This is a genomic window from Rhizobium sp. Root1203, from assembly GCF_001424945.1.
Classification (GTDB): Bacteria; Pseudomonadota; Alphaproteobacteria; order Rhizobiales; family Rhizobiaceae; genus Rhizobium.
This window is the reverse complement of the sequence record NZ_LMCW01000034.1, coordinates 1-18,406: the sequence shown is the minus strand read 5'-3', so window position 1 is coordinate 18,406 and position 18,406 is coordinate 1. Positions and strand designations below refer to the sequence as shown.

Below are 18,406 nucleotides of genomic sequence, written 5' to 3'. Positions count from 1 at the left end.
ACCCGGCACATCGTGCCAGGCCTCGTCGGGTCTCCGATCTCAGGGCGTCGCTAGGCGGGTCAGCGTGTCGTCGAGCGCGTCGAGGAAGGTGTCGCAGTCGTTATAGCTGAAGGCCGCGGGCGGCTTGATCTTCAGCACATTGTGATGCGGCCCTTCGCTGCTGAGGAGAATCCTGTGGCGTTGCTTCATGTCTGTGATCAGAACCTCCAGCTCGTGGGCTGCAGGCTCCAGTGACCGGCGGTCGCGTACCAGCTCGATACCGTTGAAGAGGCCGTAGCCCCTGACATCCCCAATGATCGCATGCCTGCCGGCCAGTGCACGAGCACCGTCCATCAGCCGATCGCCGACCGTCCTGCAATGATGCACCAATCTCTCGTCGCGAATGACATCAAGGACCGCAAGACCGATCTCGGCGGAAACAGGATTTCCGCCGAACGTGTTGAAATATTCCATCCCGTTGGCGAAGGAGCCGGCGATCGCCTCTGTCGTCACGACGGCGGCCATCGGATGGCCATTGCCGATCGGTTTGCCGAGCGTGACGATATCAGGGACGACTCCTTGCGTCTCATGTGCCCACATGTGGCTGCCGACCCGGCCGAAACCGACCTGCACCTCATCTGCAAGGCAGAGGCCCCCTGCGGCGCGCACATAAGCGTAGGCCTCGCGAAGATAGTTTTCCGGCAGGACAAGCTGGCCGCCGGTTCCCAGAATGCCTTCGCTGAAGAACAGTGCCGGGTTGCGTCCTTCTTCCTGCAGCGCTTCGACCTGCCGTTTGACGTCGAGGGCATACTTGCCGCCGGCGTCAGGATCCCCATAACGGTAGGCGCCCCGATAGAGGTCTGGCATCTCGGCCACGCGAACATGGGCCGGTCGTCCTTCGCCGCCACGTCCAGCAAATTTATAAGGACTGACGTCGATCAGACTCGTCAAATGGCCGTGATAGGCGTGATCGACCGTCAGGACGCCTCGATTGCCCGTATAGGCGCGTGCCAGCCGGATGGCCAGATCATTGGCTTCACTACCCGAGTTGACAAGGAAGCAGACGTTCAGTGGATCGGGGAAGAGCGCGGTCAGCCGGCGCGCATATTCGACGAGACTGTCGTGCAGATAGCGGGAGTTCGTGTTGAGATGCGCCATCTGCGTCTGCGCCGCCTTGACGACGCGGGGGTGGCAATGACCGACATGGCAAACATTGTTGACCATGTCGAGCCATCGTGTGCCGGTCTCGTCGACGAGATGAGCGCCTTCGCCGCCGACGATCTTGAGCGGCGCCGAACTATAGGCGATGCTGAGCGACCTGCCGATGTGCCGGTGGCGTTCCCGCACGAGAAAGTCCTTGTCCCGGGCGACAATGACGGAAGCAGGCACCGACAGGCCGAAAACAACACTCGGATCCGGGCTGATCTCGCGCCAGATCTGCCACTGCGCGGCAACGCCGACGCCATGCATTCGGGCCTCCAGCCCCAGGTGGTCGGTAACGATCTGGAAATGCAGGTGCGGCGACCACTGCCCGTTCTCCTCCGGCGTACCGAATGCGGCAAAGGCTTCGCCTTTGGCAATGGCCTGGCCGATTGACAGCGTCGCCCACCTGTCCCGCGACAGGTGACCGTAGAGTGTCCAGAAAATGTCACCGCCGTTGGTTTTGTGCTCCAGCAAGACTGTCGGTCCGAAGCCAAATTGAACAGCGTCGTCATTCAGGAAGGCAACGGTGCCGCCGAACGGAGCATGGATGGGCTCATGTGCCGGTGCAAATATATCGATGCCGAGATGGACGCTGCGGCGCTGGCTCGCCACTGTCGTCTCGAAGGCGTCGCCCTTGTAGATTGCCCGGTTCTCCCCGTAGAGACCAATGCCGAAATCGGCGCCTTCCTTCAGGATACGGGCCGAGATCAGGTTCTCGGCAGCAGCACTGTTGAGGCCTTCCCAGCCTTCGGTCTCGATAGCCGCCTCGGAAAAATCGAAAGTCGCGACCTTCGGCTGCTTGACCGTCGGCCTGATGATCGCGGCGAAATCATGCGCGTTGTTCTCCAGCCAGCGCACCACGTCCGGTGCATGTGGGATCGGGAGGAAGCCGCAGGCATCGCGAATTCGGGCGATTGCGACAGCGCGATTCTCGCGCTCTATTCGTTGAAGTTCGCGCCAGACGTCCTCCTGGCTGACGAGCAAATACAGGTTCTCGGGGAATTCGCGGATCTGTTTTGCAGCCATGCACATGCTGACGGCGTAGCGGGTGCGGACAAGATCGAAGATGAGGGACGCTTCAGTCTGGCTGATGGGATTGACCTCATGGTAGGCGGCCGCAAGGATGCCGATGGTGCCAACGGCATCCTGCGAGCCGATAAGCGCATAGGCAGCTGCAACTGCAATCTCAATGACGCGCCAGGTCTCGACCATGTCGCCAAAATCGAGCAGACCGCTTACTCCGCCATCGGCATCGAGGAGAACGTTGTAGTCGTTGGCGTCGTTGTGGATTACCTGACGCCGGCAGGTATCGAGGCGTGGAAGAACGTCGGACACGAAATGCTCGAGGATCGCCCTCACGACCGCGCGCTTCTCCGGATTGTCGATGAGGTCGATGTCGGGAAGGTGCATTGCTGCCCGTCCGATATCCCAGGCATAAATCCGATCCGCGCCGGAGTGGCTGAATGTTTCCAGGCTCCGGTCGAGTCGACCGAGGAGGTGGCCGAGGGTTTCGGCGCTGGCCGCGTTCCGGTCTGCCCGTGCCCAGATCCCTCCTGGCAGCCAGGTCAGGAGGCGACCCTTGCGAGGGCCGCGGATGTCGGCTTGGGTTAGCAGCAGCCCGGCGCGGTCCCGAAGCGATCTCGAGACGGGAAGATCGGCTGCCGTGCCTGCAAGATGCTCAAGAACGGCGACCTGCATATTGAGGCTTTCGGCATCTTCGTCCGCGTGCAGCTTCAGGAGAAATTCGCCGCCGTCGGCGCCGCGGATGCGATAGTTGAGATCGTGTTCGCCGGGCAGGGGATCGACCGTTCCTTCGATGCCGTATTTTTCCAAGAGAAACGCCCGGATGCTCGTCAGCTCCAGATCGGTCTTTGCTTCACGCCCTGTCATCGTCTGCTTACCTTCTTACCACGGAAGTTCACCGGCCAAGGCCGGTCTTCATCATCGGTATCGACCGCGCCTGCTGGGCGATCTGGCCATAGATTTCGCCTGAGTATTTTATCGTCCGCACCTGCGTGTGAAAGTCGACATGGGTGATCCCGAAGGGGGTCGAATAGCCGTAGGCCCACTCGAAATTGTCGGTCAGCGTCCAGGCGAAGTACCCGTTGACGGGAACGCCCTCGGAGGCTGCCTTGGCGACCTGCTCGAGATGATCGACATAGTAGGTTGCGCGCTGGTCGTCCCACACATGGCCGTCCTCGGAAACAGTTTCCGGAGCGGTCGCAACGCCGTTTTCGGAAATGACAATCTCCTTTGGCGCATAGTTGTCATTCACATAATGCAGAATGTCGTAGATGCAGCGCGGCCATATCTCGTAGTTGACGGCGGAGTAGGTTCCTTCCGGCGACACTCTTTGAAAATTCAGCGGTGCCAGTTCTTCTCCCTCGGCCATGACGGATCGGCGATAGATGTTGACACCCAGATAGTCGATCGGCGCAGCGATTGTGGCATTGTCATCGGCATGGATTGGCGGCAGCAGGTCGGCATAGAGTTCCAGCATATCCTGCGGATAGCTGCCCTTGAAGACTGCGTCGAGGAACCAGCGGTTCTGCGCACCGTCGAAGCGCCTTGCAGCGGCAATGTCGCGCGGATCCTCGCTCGCGGGCTCCGTCACGTTGAGATCGAAGACGATGCCGACTGCAGCATCCGGTACAGTCTGGCGAATGACCGGGACGGCGAGACCGTGGGCGAGCAACGCGTGATGGCTGGCGATCACACCACCCTTCGTGCCGTCCTTAAATCCCGGGGCATCCTCGCCGCTCGCATATCCAGACCAGCAAAACGTCCAGGGTTCATTGAGTGTCGTCCATTTTTTGACACGGTCGCCAAAGGCGCGCGTTGCAACGGCGGCATAGGCTGCGAAATGCTCCGCGGTTTCCCTGTTATACCATCCGCCGCGATCCTGAAGCGCCTGTGGAAGATCCCAGTGATAGAGTGTTGCATAGGGTTCGATGCCGGCGGACAGGAGATCGTCGATCAGCCTGTCGTAGAAGGCGATGCCGTTGTCGTTGATCGCACCCTTGCCATCCGGAATGAGGCGCGTCCAGGCAAACGAGAACCGGTATGCGCTGAGACCCATTGCATTCAGGACGGCGATATCGTCGCGCCAGCGATGATAGTGGTCGCACGCAATATCGCCACTGCTGGCATCTGCGATGACGCCCGGCACCTTGCAGAAACGGTCCCAGATACTTTCGCCCTTTCCGTCTGCATCAGGAGCGCCCTCGATCTGGTAGGCAGCGGTTGCCGCGCCGAAGACGAAACCTGGCGGGAAAACGAGCTCTTTAGCGCGAGCTTCAAGGACCTTCCGGTTGTTATCGGTGTTTGACGTCATATTTTCTCTCGATGGTGTTGACGAGGCTCGCCGCGGCAAGCGTCAGGAAGATGTAGAAGATGGCAGCGGAGTTATAGGGCGCGAAGGGCAGGAAGCTCGCCGACTGGAATTCGCGCATTCGCTGGGTGATATCCCGGATCGACAGGATGGACAGAAGCGATGTGTCCTTCAATATGGCGATGAGTTCGTTGCCGAGCGGCGGGATGATGATCCGGAACGCCTGTGGCAGAACGATGAGGCGCGCTGTCTGCCAGCGGTTGAGACCGATGCTGCGCGCCGCCTCGACCTGGCCGGCCGGAACGGCATTGATACCGGAGCGGAAAATCTCTGCGAGATAGGCGGAATATGCGACCGCCATGGCGACGATCCCGCGGACGATGTTGGGTGGATCGATGACGCCTTGCGTGGCATCCTTCAGGGCGCCGCTGAGCGGCAGGCCGATGTAAAGGACGATAACCAGCATGGGGATGCCCCGGATCGTGTCGACGACGAATTCCGACCCGACAGCCAGCGGGTGCCTGTGGTGGAGAAAGCCGCCGAAGGTAAGCAGCCCGAGTATGATGGCCAGGACGGCGACCGTAATTCCCGCAGACCGGTCGCGATCGTTGAGCGTGTCGACCTGCCAAAGAATTGGCCGGTCGGCCGGGGCCGATGCTGCCGGGACGAGCACGGCGCTGACATCCTCGTTCCTTTCGAGGGCAACGATTGCCTCGTTGGGACCGAGGAACGTTCGAACGGGCGTCTCGCTCACGGGGCCGCCCGGATACTGCCCGTAGCGTACGGCTCCAATCAACGACGACGGCGTCCTGCTGACGATCGCCACTTTGCCGCTAAGCGTACCCGCCAGCACATAGGTGTCGCGAGGTTGCATCAGGAACGAGGCGGCAGCGAGCGCAAGAACCAGCGTGACCGACCCAAAGATAAGTCCGGTCCGCTTTGAGTAGTTCAGCTGGAGCAACCCGACCCAAAAGAGCCCGAGGCACGCAGCGAGAACATAGGCGGCAAGGGCCGCGCGGATGGTCGTGGCGACGCCCGCCGCAAAGGCGATGTGCGCGAAGAAGAAGATGAAGATTGCTCCAGCGCCGTTGGTGATGCCGGTCAACCATCTGCCGATCGTCCGCAGACGGCTGTCTGCGCCGCTGTGGCGCGTTGCAACGAATAGGCCAAATCCGATTAGCGTCAGGCCGAGATAGAGGGGATAGAGCACCGCTTCGACGCCGCGCATCGCAAGATCGGCCGCTTCCGTCAACTGACGTGGCGTAACGCCTTTGGCCACGAGCGATGAGGTAAACGGGTCGACGGAATTGGCGACAACGGAAGCGACAAAAGGATGTACGACGCCGCTGGAACAGATCGCCGCGGCTGAAAACAGATTGAGCGCGGCCGCCGCCAGAGCCAACTGTGGCCGATGGGCTTTGGTACGCGAAAGGACAAGCACTGCAATCCCCGACGAAAAGGCGATTGCCAACGCCAGAAAACCGGGCACGAGGGCGGATGAGCCGTTTTCGACGCCGAGAATGGCTCGAAGCGAGCGCTGGTAGTCTGCTGAGGAGATAAAGAGGTAGATGATGAATGGCAGCGCGGTGACAATAATGAGATTGCTGGGCCGCACGCGTTTCAGGAACGACATTCATTCCTCCGCGGTAATGGGTTCAGGAAGGTCCAGGTGCATCGCCCGGAGCGAACATGCGCCGCTCCGGGCGGTCTCCAAGTGGAGAACTATTTGAGACCCCAGTACTTGCCGACCAGCTTGTCGAGCGTGCCGTCGTCCTTGATCAGCTTCAGGCCTTCGTTGAAGGCCGTGATGTTGGCGTCGTCCTTGCGGAAGACGAGGCCGAGCGGATCCGATTGAAGATCCTTGATGGCCACCACCAGTTCCCCGGCAAATTCGCGTTCATAGGCGGCTGCATTGGCGCCGTTGATCACGACGCCATCGACATCCTTGTTTTTCAGGGCGATGACCGAGGCGCTGAAGCTGTCATAGGCGATGACGTTTTCCTTACCGACGATTCCTTCTGCAACTTGCGCATCGGTCGTGTTGGCCTGAGCCGAGAGTTTCTTGCCCTTGGCCTTGAAGTCGTCGAGCGATATTCCCTGGTTCTCGATGCGCATCAGCACGGCCTGGCTGTTGACGATGTAAGGATCGGAAAAATCCATGGCCTTCTTGCGCTCGTCGGTGATCGAAACGCCGGAGGCCACCAGATCGAAGCTGCCCTGGTCGAGCGCGGCAAAGATGCCGTCCCAACCGGTCGTGACGAATTCCGCCTGGCAGTTGATCTTGGCGCAGATGGCGTTCACCACGTCGACATCGAAGCCGACGATCTGGCCGCTGGCCGGGTCGACGCTTTCCATCGGGGGCGAGGTGGTATCGGATCCGACTTTCACCAGCTTGCCGCCGAGATCGGCCGCCTGAGAAACGCCGGATGCAAGAGCAGCCACGGCAAAGGCAATCAGCAATGTCTTCACGTTCATTTCCTCCGTTTGTGAATGGATGTCAGGCCGGCCGTCCGCCGAGATTGTCGGACTGCCTTTCGATCAAAGTTGGCCTGAAAACCTGCCTCAGCGTCTGCGGATCTTCGCCCGCCATGCGCTGCAGCAGGAATTGTCCGAGCGTCCTCCCGAGGACTTCGATGGGTTGGTAGAAGGTGGTAATCGGCGGGGTGAAATAAGCGCTGACGTTGATGTCGTCGTAGGCGATAACGTCAATGTCGGTTCCGACCTGTCGTCCGAGGCTGCCAAGGCCCGACAGGACGCCCAGCGTCGTGGATTCGTTGATGCAGATGAAGGCCGTCGGCGGCTTGGCTCTCCGCAGCAGGTCGATGGCGCTTTCTCGACCGAAGCGTGTCGATAGATCGCCTTCCGCAACGAGATCGCCGGACGCTTCGATCCCGGCCTCGCTGAACGCGCGGCTGAAGCCGTCGATCCTGTCCATGGCATAGGAAAGCGGGCGTTGCGGATTGATCAGAGCGATGCGGCGGTGGCCGCCGGCAATCAGGCGCGCCGTCGCTGCGAACGCTGCCCATTCATTGTCGATGTCGACATGTGCATAGACCAGCGGCTTGCGGCAGCGGCCGAGTGAGACGAAAGGAAACTGGCTTTCTACGAGGAGGTCGATGCGCGGGTCGTCTGCCAGAATGCCCGAAAAGATTATGCCGTCCGCAAGGCCCTGATCCATGATACGGCGCGCCGTCTCGCAGCCATCCTGGACATCGCGAATGACATGCACGGATAGTCGGTAGTCTGAGCCTTCAAGTGCCTGGCTGATGCCGCTCAGGATCTGGGTGTATTCGACGCCGTCCCATTCGTAGTCCCGTACCGCCGTCACCGGCATGAGGATGGCCGCCTGATAGGTCTTGCCGGTTCTTAGCGCCATGCCGCGGGCGTTTGCCTGGTAGCCGATTTCCTGGGCTGCCTTGAAAATCGCGTCTTTGGTCGCCTGGGCGACGACAGGCGAGTCGCGCAGAGCCTTGGAGATTGTGGCGATGGAATAGCCGGTCAGTTCCGCCAGCGTCTTGATCGTGGGAGGCGAGCGGCGCGGTGCGGGTTCGTTTTCAGACATGCTTTCCTCAGGCCCTTCAATCGACACATCGGATTCGTATCAAACAATAAAAACGATTTCAATGAAAATAAAAACGTTTTTATTCACGTCGTGAATCGTCCCACCGGTGGGGTTTCAGTGTGGGTCTGCCTGGGGGAAGAGGTGCGCAGCCGGCATCAGGACGCTCAGTTGAGCAGGGGCGGCATTCCTTGCAGATCGCGGACGAGGGCGCTCAACTTGGCGGCGACATCATCCCTTCCGGTGCCGACGGCAATGCGCAATGCCGCCGCGCAGGCGTCGAGCAGGGGATCGGAAGCCACTTCGGAGGGGTCGAACGGAAACACGATGCCAGCATATTGGACTGGCTGGCCGTCCCGGCTGCGGAAACAGCGCCCGAATGCTTCGACATTGCGGTAGATATCCCCGTCACCAAGTACCCGGTACTGACATTGGTACGGGGCCCCCGTCGCAATGGCTTCGCGGATTTCTCCGGCTACATTGGCAAGATCGTCAGGATGAATTTGCTTCAGGTACGCGGCAATCGTCTGGCCGCTCAATGCGTCGTCCACGGTCATACCGAACAGATGTGCAATCGCGCTGTCACCAAAGACCGTATCGGTCTCGATGTTCCAGGTGAAAATACCCGCCTCCGACAGCTCCGGGGTAGCGAGCCTCGGCAGTCTGCTCTCGACCATGTGCGCTCCATGCCGTTTCGAAGCTTGTAGTAACGTCCAGTATTACCTCGAGTGAAGTCGACTCACGTTATGCAACACTACTCGTCCTCATGAAAGACAATACCGCTTATCCCCGGGAGTTTCTGTCTTGAAGTCACGGGTCGGCGTCTTTTATTCCAACGGTCGAGCAGTACCAGTCGACTCGCGCTGTGTCTCGACGGCGATGCGGAATCATACCGCCGCGTTGTTTGTGGGATCAAGGAAATCGCCGCTGGAGTGCTAAACCTTGCCGCAATCGGGGCTGCCGACCCATAACCTGACGAGGATGGAGATGAAGGTCGACGTAAGACACGCCTCTTAACATCCATACCCTACGCTCGCTGCGGGAACGATTTTTGCAGGAGCTGGCAGATAGCCATCCAGGCCCCGCGGGTCACGACTTCATGCGGAGCCTGGGATCGCGGCACGAGGGTTTCTCAAACAGTTCGGAAGCGGATCGTCACAACGGCCCCGCCGCCCTCGCGCGCGGTGATTTCCATGTCGCCGTCATGGGCGCGTGCGATCGCCTTGGCGATGGAGAGGCCGAGACCGGTGCCGCCTGTCGTGCGGGCGCGGGACGGTTCTGCCCGCCAGAAGAGATCAATGCCGTGCGCTTCGATGCCGGAGGGAAACCCGGGTCCCCTGTCCTCGATGGCGATGAACGATCGCTCGTCCTGCGTTCCTGTCGTGCAGCGGACGCTCCTGCCGGCTGCCGCATAGCGGCGCGCATTGTCGAGGAGGACGAGCAACAGTTGTCGGATGCGCTGGCGGTCTCCGCAGATCGTGGCGGGTGCCAGCGACACGTCGAGGCAGATTCCCTCCTCATCAAGAAGAGGCCGCGCGGTTTCCGCTACCGCTGCGCATTCTGCGGCAAGATCGAGCGGTCGCGGATCCCTGACGAGACTGTTGGTTTCGGCGAGCGAGAGTGTCCTGAGATCGTCGACCAGGCGTGCCAATCCTTCGACATGGACGATCAGATGACCGATGGCCTCCCTGTCGAGCTGAAAGACGCCGTCAGCAATTCCCTGCAACCGGCCCTGGAGGATCGTGAGCGGCGTGCGCAGCTCATGCGCGACCGCCATCGTGTTGAATTTCAGCCGTCGCTCCATCAAGTGAAGCTCATTCGCCAACCTGTCGACACTGTCCACGAGAACAGCAATTTCGGCGACGCGGTTCGCTTTGATGCCCATGCGCACGCTGAAGTCACCATTCGCCATCCGCCGCGCCGCTTCCGTGAGTTCCCGCAGCGGGGCGGTGATGCGCCGCGCGATGAAAAAACCGATCAGGCTGCAGAGAAGTGCCCCCGCAAGGCCGAAGGCGAGCACGGACGCCACGAGTTCCTTGTCCCCAGCGCCCTGCACTGACGGCACAACCTCGACAAGCGCCTGCAATTGCTTTTGGTCCGGCATCACGCCATGGTCAAGATCGGAAAATGCCTTTGCGGCATCGGGAGATAGGCTGGCAATCATCCGTTCCTGAACGTCGCCGGCATACCATGCAACGCCGCCGTAGATCATCGCGACTGCAAAGAGCAGCATTGCTGCAATCGCAATCGCCGTCATGGTGCTCAGGCGGATGCGCCGAGGGCTCACGATCATTCCCCTTGTGCCAGTCGATAGCCGATGCCTCGTACCGAGACGAGATAGCCGCCGGCTCCGTGGTCCTCGAGCTTTTTCCGCAGGTTGGCGATATGCGTGTCGATGGTGCGAGCCAATGCATCGCTTTCCGGCAGGCAGGCATCGAGGATATCAGCCCGTTGGAATGCATGGGTGGGGCGGCGCATCATGTGCGCGAGGATACGAAACTCGCTGAGAGTCAGAGGAAGAATAGCGCGGCCCGTATGGCCCCTGATAGCAGCGACATAAGCTTCGGTATCCATTTCTATTGCACCGAAGCGCAGCATTCCGCTCCCGGCCCGCTGACGCGTGCGTTTCAGCACTGCGTTCACGCGCGCGACCATTTCCTGCGGGTTGAATGGCTTGACGATATAGTCATCCGCACCAAGGCGCAGGCCCGTCAGTCTGTCCAGGTCTTCTGCAAGCGCCGTGACCATGATCGTGGGCGTGTCGTGCTCGCGCCGAATGCGGGTCAGGACCTCGATGCCGTCTATCCTGGGAAGCCGGATGTCCAGGAGAACCAGATCTGGCCTGAGCATGGAGAAATGCGTCATAGCCGTTTCTCCATCGGCTGCGCGGACCGTCCGATATCCCTCACGAACAAGGTAGGCGTCCTGGATCTGAATGATGTCGGGATCGTCTTCGACGATAAGAATGAGCCCCTTGTCCACGGTGCACCCTGTAGTTGCTTTTGCGTTGGATCTGTCGATATCGGGAGGGCAGGGTCTTGCCAAGGGGCAGACGAGGGCAGGTGCGTGAAACGGGCCTGACGGACACCGCTTTCCGCACAGTCTTGGACCATTCTCCCCGAAATCTTGACATTCCCGGTCGAGAGACGCTGCCATGCGACAGTTTCTCTCCGACAAGCTCAAACAGGTGGATTGCTCAAGGGCCGAAAGGTCCAAGGTCCGCTCGGCCATCACCGATCCGCTCCGGCGCGTCCTTGCCAGGTGCGCGTTTCATCCGTCCTCGCTTGCTTTGCTGTCGGTGCTTGCAATGATGGCGCTCTTCAGTGCCATGCCGCATCTCGATCTTGACGCCAGTCGCTGGTTCTGGACGGACGGCTTCCGGCTGACCGACGACGATTTCCTTCTTGCCGTGCGGGAGCTCAATCGCGCGCTTCCCGCTTTCCTGTTGTCAGGGATCGTCGTTTTGTTCGTTGCCATCCCGCTGGTCTTCGACGTGCCGTGGTTCGTCCGTCCTTACAAGGTCGCATTCGTGCTCGCGTTTTACGCGCTTGCGCCCGGGGCACTCGTCCAGATTCTGAAAAGCCTGTTCGGCCGGCCCCGGCCGAGACACATCGTGGATTTCGGTGGAGACCTGTTCTTCACCCCCGTTCTCTCTTTCGATGGCGGCTGCCTCCGCAACTGCTCGTTCCCCTCAGGCGAAAGCGCCTCCGCAACCGCCCTGCTGGCCTTCGTTGTCCTCGTCCCCAAGCAGTTCCGTCGGACCTGCGTCGCCATTCTGTTGCCCTTCATCGTGCTGTTCTCCTTGAACAGGGTGGCGATGGGCGCCCACTTCCTCTCCGATGTCATGATTGCCTGGTCCCTTATGCTTGCCGTCATGTTCCCGACCTTCGGGCTGTTCAGGCGATACCGAGCTGCCATCGATGCCGCTGTCATGCGGAAGGGGAGATTGCGCACGAGCCATCCAACGGTTGAAGCAAACTCTTGAAACATCGGGTGTCGAAGAGCAGACGATCCAAATTTCACAGTTCCGCCCGCTTCTGGTTCGCCCGATGCGACCGGAACCGGGTTGCATTGTGGCAGCATACATTTCACATATGTCTCGATCGCGCTTCGGAGGTCGTCGCGGGCTGAAGTTGAGTTAGGGTCGAGGCATGATGAGCGAGACGCAACGCAAGCTGACTACCATCTTCTCCGCCGACGTTCAGGACTATACCCGCTTGATGGGGATGGATGAGGAAGGCACGCTTGCCACTCTGAAACGCTATCGCGATGCGATGTCGCGCTTGATCGGTGCGCATGGCGGGCGCGTCATCAACACCTGGGGCGACGGCCTGATCGCCGAGTTCCCGAGCGTCGTCGAGGCGGTGCGGACGGCCGTGGACATCCAGAACGAGTTGGCCGGTCTGAACGCCACACGCCCGGCCGACGGGCGCATGCTGTTTCGCATCGGCATCAACCTCGGAGACGTGATCGTAGAAGGCGATGATATCTACGGCGACGGGGTCAATATTGCCGCGCGGCTTCAGACGTCGGCGACGGCGGGCGGTATCGTGATCTCCAGTACCGTCTATGACCAGGTTCGCAACAAAGTGCCCGTCGGCTTCGATTTCCTCGGCCCCCTCGCGATCAAGAATATCGCGGATACCGTACCGAGCTATGCCATCAGGATCGGTGAGGATACCCACGGTGCGCCGCAGCAGATGATCGAGCCGTCGCCGTCGATCGTAGCGGCGGCAAAGCCTGCCCCGCAAGCGGCGACACGGAGGGATCGTCGAATGGGATTCCTCGCCGTCGTGGCCGCAGCCCTGATCGCCATCAATGTGCTGTCCTGGCAAGGGGTCTTCTGGGCTGGTTGGCCGATCCTTGCGCTTGCCGTGCTGTCGGCACTGGGCTGGGCTCGGAAGCAGCGCCGCGTGGACCCTTCAATTGCGGCGCTTGCCATCGTGGCGCTGGGCCTTGTCGGCATAAACCTCCTGTCATGGCATGGAATATTCTGGGCGACGTGGCCGCTCTTCGGCATCGCCGTCGTCGCGGGACTTCGGTGGTCAATGCGAAAGTAAGCGCCGCGATACAGAGCAGACGCGTCAAAACGCTCAGTTCCGGTCGCGCGCATTCTGGCCTTTTCTCGGCGTTTTGATTTGCTGGCGACAGTTAGATGTGTATTTTATCCAAGTTCGGTTCCTTGGGAGATCGCTTTGGCTATAAGTGGCAATCAAATCAGGGCTGCCCGTTCACTCGTCGGGATGGACCAGCAAACGCTTGCCGACAAGGCTGGCATTGGAATCAACACCGTTCGGAACATGGAAGGTGCCGGGGCCGATCGAATACGGGTCAGAACCGATACAATGGATGCCGTCGTGGATGCTTTGGGCGCGGCGGGCGTTGTCCTGGTCGATGAGGGCCAGAGTGACGGAGGTCCGGGCGTGAGACTTGCAAAGGCGGCGACGAGATCGTTCGACACGATCGAACAGGAAGTCGTTCAGTATCCCGAGTATCTGGAGAATGATGCACCTCCGGGCGCGGGCGGTTGAGGAGATTCTGACATGAGCTACGAATTTCACGTTGGCCAGAAAGTCGTCTGCATTGACGACAGGTTCAAGCATGTCAGCATCGACCAGGGAATCCGCAAGGGCGAGATCTACACACTGCGATGGGTCGGCGAGTACACGCACTACATCGATGGCACATTCTTTGGTGTGAAGCTCGAAGAGTTGCACCGCGGCAACGATGACGGCCCGGAGGGCTACGGGGCCGCAGACATGCCGTTCCGCGCGACACGGTTCCGCCCGCTCGTCAAAGACAGGATTTCATCGCTGCGCAAACTGCTCGCGCCGACGCCCGATGCGCCCGTCGAGCCGACGAAACCCAAGGAAAAGGCCAAGAAGAAGGAGAGGGTTTGAGCCGGGGCTTCGATTGGATTCCTGCTGGGAAGCGAGCCGACAGGAGTGGATGAGGGCTGCGATGAAACGTCGCCGTTCGTCATGTCACCCGGCGATGCCTAGGTCCTAGGTCCAACTATATTTTAACCTCTCACCCCACGACAATGGGTCCGACTCTTCCCAGGAAGAACGCGATCGTTGCAGGCCGCGAACGAGAAGCCGGATGAGAACACGCTCTCACGTCCCCGATACCATTCTCGCTTGCCTGCTGGTGGGCCTCGTCCTTTTGTTGGCGTGTATGGTCGACCCCTCTTTCGCCGCCGGAGAACCACGACAACCGTCGGACAATCTCGCCACGAAGACCAGCAGTTCGGACGTCGTCAAGGCGGCGGCGACGCCAGGCAGCGAACGCCATATCGCGCAAACATCCGCACAGACTTCGCCATCGCCGCCTTCCGGATTTCCGGATCGGGAACTTCTCGTGGGAACCAAGGAGGCGCCCCCGTTTTCCATGAAGGCGGCGGATGGGACCTGGACAGGCATCTCGATCGATCTCTGGCGGCAGATCGCAGGCAAATTCGGTACGAAGTTCCGGTTTGTCGAAGAGCCCTCCGTACAAAGCCTGATCGACGCGACGTCGCGAGGCGATTTTGACCTATCGGTCGCGGCGATCACAATCACCGCCGAGCGGGAACGCAGCGTCGACTTCTCGCAGCCCTTCTACGACACGGGACTCGGCATCGCCGTCTCCGTCACGAGCGTCTCCGTCTGGCACGAGATCATCAGGACGATGATCTCGTTCGGATTCCTGCAGGCGGCCGGCGCTCTGATCGGCATCTCGCTCGCGGTAGGGTCGTTGATCTGGTTGTTCGAGCATCGCCACAACGAGGATTTCGGCGGCGGGGCGGCCAAGGGACTGGGAGCCAGCATCTGGTGGTCTGCAGAAGCGATGACGCAGGCAAGCACCGGACATCGGGGGCCAAAGACGCTGGCTGGGCGCATCCTCGCCATCATCTGGATGGTCGTATCGATCATCACTATCGCGGTCTTTACCGCGAGCGTCACCTCGGCCCTGACGACCCGTCAGATCAGGGGACTTGTGAATGGCGTTGAGGACCTGCCCACAGTACGCGTCGGCACGGTGACGGGGTCCGCCACCGTCGGCTTTCTCGACGGCGAGCGCATCAGGCATCGGAATTTTGCCACGGTACAGGACGGCTTCAAGGCCCTTGTTGCCGGTTCTATCGATGCTTTTGTATATGACAAACCGCTGCTTTCTTGGATGGCCGAACAGCAGTTTTCATCCAGCGTGCAGGTGCTCGATGCCGTCTTCGATCCACAGAACTACGGTATTGCGATGCCTGCCGGCAGCGGCTATCGCAAGGCCATCGACGTCGCCATCCTCGAAGCCGTCCACGACGACAACTGGAAGCAGGTCCTGTTTCGATATCTCGGCGAGAGGCACTGAGAGGGGAGGCTGCCCGGGTTTCGGTAAACGGAGCGCTTGCCTTGCTGAATATGGGTGGATTTTTTTGCGACAAGCCCGTGGGTCGGCCCGGTTTTGTAACGTAGCGGCAATCTCCAGTATATCAGTGGACGAGCGGCAGCGCCGATCAGGACTTGGAGACATGCATTGCGCATACTGTTGCTTGAGGACGAGCCGGAAATGGCAGCAGCGCTTATCGCGGCGCTCCGCCGCCGTGATATCATCATCGACCATGTGCGCACGCTTGCCGATGCCGAACTGATGGCGCGGGTGGGGACTTACGACGTACTCGTGCTCGATCGCCGCCTGCCGGATGGTGAGGGCCTCGATCTGATCCCGGTGCTTCGTGGCCAGAAGATCACCGCGCCGGTCCTGATGCTGACAGCGCTCGGCGGCGTCGATCATCGTGTCGAAGGGCTCGATGGCGGCGCCGACGACTATCTCAGCAAACCCTTCGCGATTGAGGAGCTTCTCGCGCGGCTGCGCGCACTGCAGAGGCGTTCGCCGACGGTCTCGGCCGAGCGTTTTTCGCTCGGCAATCTGACGCTCGATCCACGCAGCAACGAAGTGGCGGTTGCTGGCGGTTTTGTCGATCTGGCACGACGGGAATATTTGGTCGTCGAGGCGCTGATCCGGCGCGCAAACCGCATCGTCACGCGATCGATGCTAGTGGAAGCGGTTTATACGATCGATGATCAAATCGAGTCGAACGCCCTGGATGCGCATGTGTCGCGGGTCCGCCGCAAGCTCGGCCTCGCCGGTGCCTCGGTGGAAATCCGCGCCGTCCGCAACGTAGGCTATCTCTTGCGGGTGAGCACATGAAAAAAAAGCGCAGCAGCCGCTCGCTCAAATGGGTACTGACACGTCGCCTGATCGGCCTGCAGGCCTGCCTCCTCCTGCTCTTCTTCGTCCTGCTCGCCGGCTGGGTGTGGATCATCGATCCTGAACTGGAGGACACAAATGCATCGATCATCCATGTGCTCGCAAAGCACGTTGAACGCAACGCCGATGGTTTGCTCGGGGTCGCCGAAGCGCCGGAGATCGCTGAACTGACGCGCCAGTATCCGGATTTGTGGTTCATCATCCGCGACGACCGGAGCAATCTCTACCATCGCGGTGTCTTTCCGCCAGAACTGCTGGCGGCGGTCTTTCCGATGACTATCGACAGGGCGACGTTGAAAGGCGGCACGACTGCCCACGTTGCGGTCAGTAATCGCGAGACGCCAATTGGTCGGCTTCAGTTCATGGCATCGATCGACCGGATCGGTGCGAAAAGCAAGGATGTCAACATCTGGATCGCTCTCGATATCGACCTCCCCGAGGGTAGCGATGCCAGGACGTTCTGGCTGAACGTCGTTCCGGCGACCGGCCTTATTCTTGCCATCCTCGTGCTTCCGATCTTGCTCGTCACGGGTGCGGCAACGCTGCTCGTCACGCCCTATTCCATCGGACGGTCGCTGACCGGTCTGGTCGATACGGCAAACCAGGCAAAGGCGATCGAATTCGAAACACGATCGGCGCGCATTGAAGTCTCCAAGGTGCCGAGCGAAATCGTGCCGCTTGTCGATGCCTTCAATCATACGCTTTCAAAACTTGACCACGGCTACAAGCAGCACAGCCGTTTTCTCGCGGATGCCGCGCACGAACTGCGCACACCAATCGCCATCGTGCGCACGCGGGCCGATCTGCTGCCGGAAAGTGCGGACAGTCGCCAACTCCTGCATGATATAGACCGGCTCTCCAGGGTCGCGCATCAGCTGCTCGACATGCAGGCGATCGGTGCTGGATCGCAGGCCCCGCAGATGGTCGACCTGAATATGCTTGTCGGCCGGATCGCAGCCGATCTTGCACCCGGGGTAATCGATGCAGGCTATGATTTCCTGTTCGAACCAGGCGCCGTCGAGGCATCTTTCATGATTTACCCCTCGACAATAGAGCTTGCCGTCACCAACCTGATCCGCAATGCGGTCGACCATGCCGGCTACAAGGGCACTATTGCGGTCAGCGTTGATGCAAAGGGCTTCATCGATGTCTGCGATGAAGGTCCCGGCATTCCGCCTGCGGAACGTACGCGTGTGCTGGAGCCCTTCTACAGGCTGAATACGCATTCGTCGGGTGCGGGCCTCGGGCTCAACCTGGCACAAAAGGCGGCGGATCTTCATTTCGGGCGTTTGTCGTTTGCCGATACAAGTTGCGGCTTCCGCGTGAGGCTCGAGATCGGGGCATTCGGCGCCGGCCGTGAAGGCCCCCTGGCAACTCAGGCCTGATCACGCCTCGCGCGCTTTCGTTGCGGTTAGTCGCGCTCTCGGGCAGTCGGTAATGCGCCTGCAATCTCTGCCTCGTAGCAAGCTGCAAAACCAACTGGAGCGGCTGCGTTGCGCAACGAATCACCCCGGAARACATACCGAACGCRTTCACGTCTTGCTTTTGCAGGTGCCGCCTTCGCGTTGGTGGGGACTGCGCTGCTTGCGAGCTGTGCCTCCCAAGTGATGAAAAACTATGTCGGCGGGCCGCTGGAGGTCGTGATGCTGGACTACGGGCCACCCGACAATGTCATCGAAATCGGTGCCGGCGAAAGGGCGTATCAATGGCGTTCACGTCTTGCTTTTGCAGGTGCCGCCTTCGCGTTGGTGGGGACTGCGCTGCTTGCGAGCTGTGCCTCCCAAGTGATGAAAAACTATGTCGGCGGGCCGCTGGAGGTCGTGATGCTGGACTACGGGCCACCCGACAATGTCATCGAAATCGGTGCCGGCGAAAGRGCGTATCAATGGCGGCGTGTCAACACCGAAGCCGTGACCGGGACCACCAGCGGTGAAGTCCGCCAGACGCGCCATGGCGAACGCTACGAGGTCTCGGAGTCACCGGGTTACGTCAAGGAGACCGAGTGCTTCTACACATTCTATGCGCGCGCAGCCGGGACGCGATGGATCGTCACGAATTTCCGCAAGCCGAAGCTCGAATGCGAATGA

16 protein-coding genes are annotated in these 18,406 nt (G+C 60.4%); 8 read left to right on the top strand and 8 right to left on the bottom strand.

The window, feature by feature from the left end; translation table 11 throughout:
• Positions 1–39: 39 nt before the first annotated feature.
• The 8 genes from ASC97_RS24430 to ASC97_RS24395 form a co-directional block, all read right to left on the bottom strand.
• Positions 40–3,072: an aminotransferase class III-fold pyridoxal phosphate-dependent enzyme gene (locus ASC97_RS24430; protein ID WP_057470928.1), complete on the bottom strand. Its 3,033-nt coding sequence runs from the start codon at positions 3,070–3,072 to the stop codon at positions 40–42.
• Positions 3,073–3,100: 28 nt separating this feature from the next.
• Positions 3,101–4,516 (bottom strand): GH1 family beta-glucosidase, encoded by a 1,416-nt coding sequence (locus ASC97_RS24425; protein WP_057470927.1) that lies wholly within the window; start codon positions 4,514–4,516, stop codon positions 3,101–3,103.
• Positions 4,497–6,146 (bottom strand): amino acid ABC transporter permease, encoded by a 1,650-nt coding sequence (locus tag ASC97_RS24420; RefSeq protein ID WP_057470926.1) that lies wholly within the window; start codon positions 6,144–6,146, stop codon positions 4,497–4,499. Before ASC97_RS24420 ends, ASC97_RS24425 begins: the two co-directional genes overlap by 20 nt.
• A gap of 89 nt (positions 6,147–6,235) precedes the next feature.
• Positions 6,236–6,982 (bottom strand): transporter substrate-binding domain-containing protein, encoded by a 747-nt coding sequence (locus ASC97_RS24415; protein ID WP_057471125.1) that lies wholly within the window; start codon positions 6,980–6,982, stop codon positions 6,236–6,238.
• Positions 6,983–7,010: 28 nt separating this feature from the next.
• Positions 7,011–8,075 (bottom strand): LacI family transcriptional regulator, encoded by a 1,065-nt coding sequence (locus ASC97_RS24410; protein ID WP_057470925.1) that lies wholly within the window; start codon positions 8,073–8,075, stop codon positions 7,011–7,013.
• A gap of 164 nt (positions 8,076–8,239) precedes the next feature.
• Entirely contained in the window at positions 8,240–8,749 is a 510-nt protein-coding gene (locus tag ASC97_RS24405; protein ID WP_057470924.1) for a PAS domain-containing protein, read from the bottom strand.
• Positions 8,750–9,204: 455 nt separating this feature from the next.
• On the bottom strand, positions 9,205–10,359 hold the full coding sequence (locus ASC97_RS24400; RefSeq protein ID WP_156390459.1) for an ATP-binding protein: 1,155 nt from the start codon (positions 10,357–10,359) through the stop codon (positions 9,205–9,207).
• 2 nt (positions 10,360–10,361) lie between these two features.
• The gene (locus ASC97_RS24395) at positions 10,362–11,054 is read right to left on the bottom strand and encodes a response regulator (RefSeq protein WP_057470922.1); all 693 of its coding nucleotides are present in this window, start codon (positions 11,052–11,054) and stop codon (positions 10,362–10,364) included.
• 511 nt (positions 11,055–11,565) lie between these two features.
• Between ASC97_RS24395 and ASC97_RS36375 the strand changes: the two genes are divergently transcribed.
• The 8 genes from ASC97_RS36375 to ASC97_RS36100 all read left to right on the top strand — a co-directional run bounded on the left by ASC97_RS36375 (position 11,566) and on the right by ASC97_RS36100 (position 18,406).
• On the top strand, positions 11,566–12,057 hold the full coding sequence (locus ASC97_RS36375; protein WP_443216778.1) for a phosphatase PAP2 family protein: 492 nt from the start codon (positions 11,566–11,568) through the stop codon (positions 12,055–12,057).
• A 169-nt stretch (positions 12,058–12,226) separates the two neighbouring features.
• A complete protein-coding gene (locus ASC97_RS24385; protein WP_057471124.1) occupies positions 12,227–13,132 on the top strand; it encodes an adenylate/guanylate cyclase domain-containing protein in 906 nt (301 codons plus the stop codon).
• A 135-nt stretch (positions 13,133–13,267) separates the two neighbouring features.
• Positions 13,268–13,603: a helix-turn-helix domain-containing protein gene (locus ASC97_RS24380; RefSeq protein WP_156390458.1), complete on the top strand. Its 336-nt coding sequence runs from the start codon at positions 13,268–13,270 to the stop codon at positions 13,601–13,603.
• A gap of 12 nt (positions 13,604–13,615) precedes the next feature.
• Positions 13,616–13,972 (top strand): hypothetical protein, encoded by a 357-nt coding sequence (locus tag ASC97_RS24375; protein WP_057470919.1) that lies wholly within the window; start codon positions 13,616–13,618, stop codon positions 13,970–13,972.
• A 202-nt stretch (positions 13,973–14,174) separates the two neighbouring features.
• Positions 14,175–15,419 carry a transporter substrate-binding domain-containing protein gene (locus ASC97_RS24370; RefSeq protein ID WP_244481581.1) on the top strand — a complete coding sequence of 415 codons (1,245 nt, stop codon included), beginning with the start codon at positions 14,175–14,177 and terminating at the stop codon, positions 15,417–15,419.
• Between the two features lie 165 nt (positions 15,420–15,584).
• Positions 15,585–16,259, top strand: a complete 675-nt coding sequence (locus ASC97_RS24365; protein WP_057470918.1) for a response regulator — start codon at positions 15,585–15,587, stop codon at positions 16,257–16,259.
• Positions 16,256–17,704, top strand: coding sequence for a sensor histidine kinase (locus ASC97_RS24360; protein ID WP_057470917.1), 1,449 nt, complete (start codon positions 16,256–16,258; stop codon positions 17,702–17,704). The genes ASC97_RS24365 and ASC97_RS24360 overlap by 4 nt, the downstream gene beginning before the upstream one ends.
• A 219-nt stretch (positions 17,705–17,923) precedes the next feature.
• On the top strand, positions 17,924–18,406 hold the full coding sequence (locus ASC97_RS36100; protein WP_338012541.1) for a hypothetical protein: 483 nt from the start codon (positions 17,924–17,926) through the stop codon (positions 18,404–18,406).

Bases quoted from the DNA above. Each gene is read 5' to 3' on its own strand.
- ASC97_RS24425 (WP_057470927.1), bottom strand. From the start codon at position 4,516: ATGACGTCAAACACCGATAACAACCGGAAGGTCCTTGAAGCTCGCGCT.
- ASC97_RS24430 (WP_057470928.1), bottom strand. From the start codon at position 3,072: ATGACAGGGCGTGAAGCAAAGACCGATCTGGAGCTGACGAGCATCCGG.
- ASC97_RS24375 (WP_057470919.1), top strand. From the start codon at position 13,616: ATGAGCTACGAATTTCACGTTGGCCAGAAAGTCGTCTGCATTGACGAC.
- ASC97_RS24410 (WP_057470925.1), bottom strand. From the start codon at position 8,075: ATGTCTGAAAACGAACCCGCACCGCGCCGCTCGCCTCCCACGATCAAG.
- ASC97_RS24370 (WP_244481581.1), top strand. From the start codon at position 14,175: ATGAGAACACGCTCTCACGTCCCCGATACCATTCTCGCTTGCCTGCTG.
- ASC97_RS24405 (WP_057470924.1), bottom strand. From the start codon at position 8,749: ATGGTCGAGAGCAGACTGCCGAGGCTCGCTACCCCGGAGCTGTCGGAG.
- ASC97_RS24385 (WP_057471124.1), top strand. From the start codon at position 12,227: ATGAGCGAGACGCAACGCAAGCTGACTACCATCTTCTCCGCCGACGTT.
- ASC97_RS24360 (WP_057470917.1), top strand. From the start codon at position 16,256: ATGAAAAAAAAGCGCAGCAGCCGCTCGCTCAAATGGGTACTGACACGT.
- ASC97_RS24420 (WP_057470926.1), bottom strand. From the start codon at position 6,146: ATGTCGTTCCTGAAACGCGTGCGGCCCAGCAATCTCATTATTGTCACC.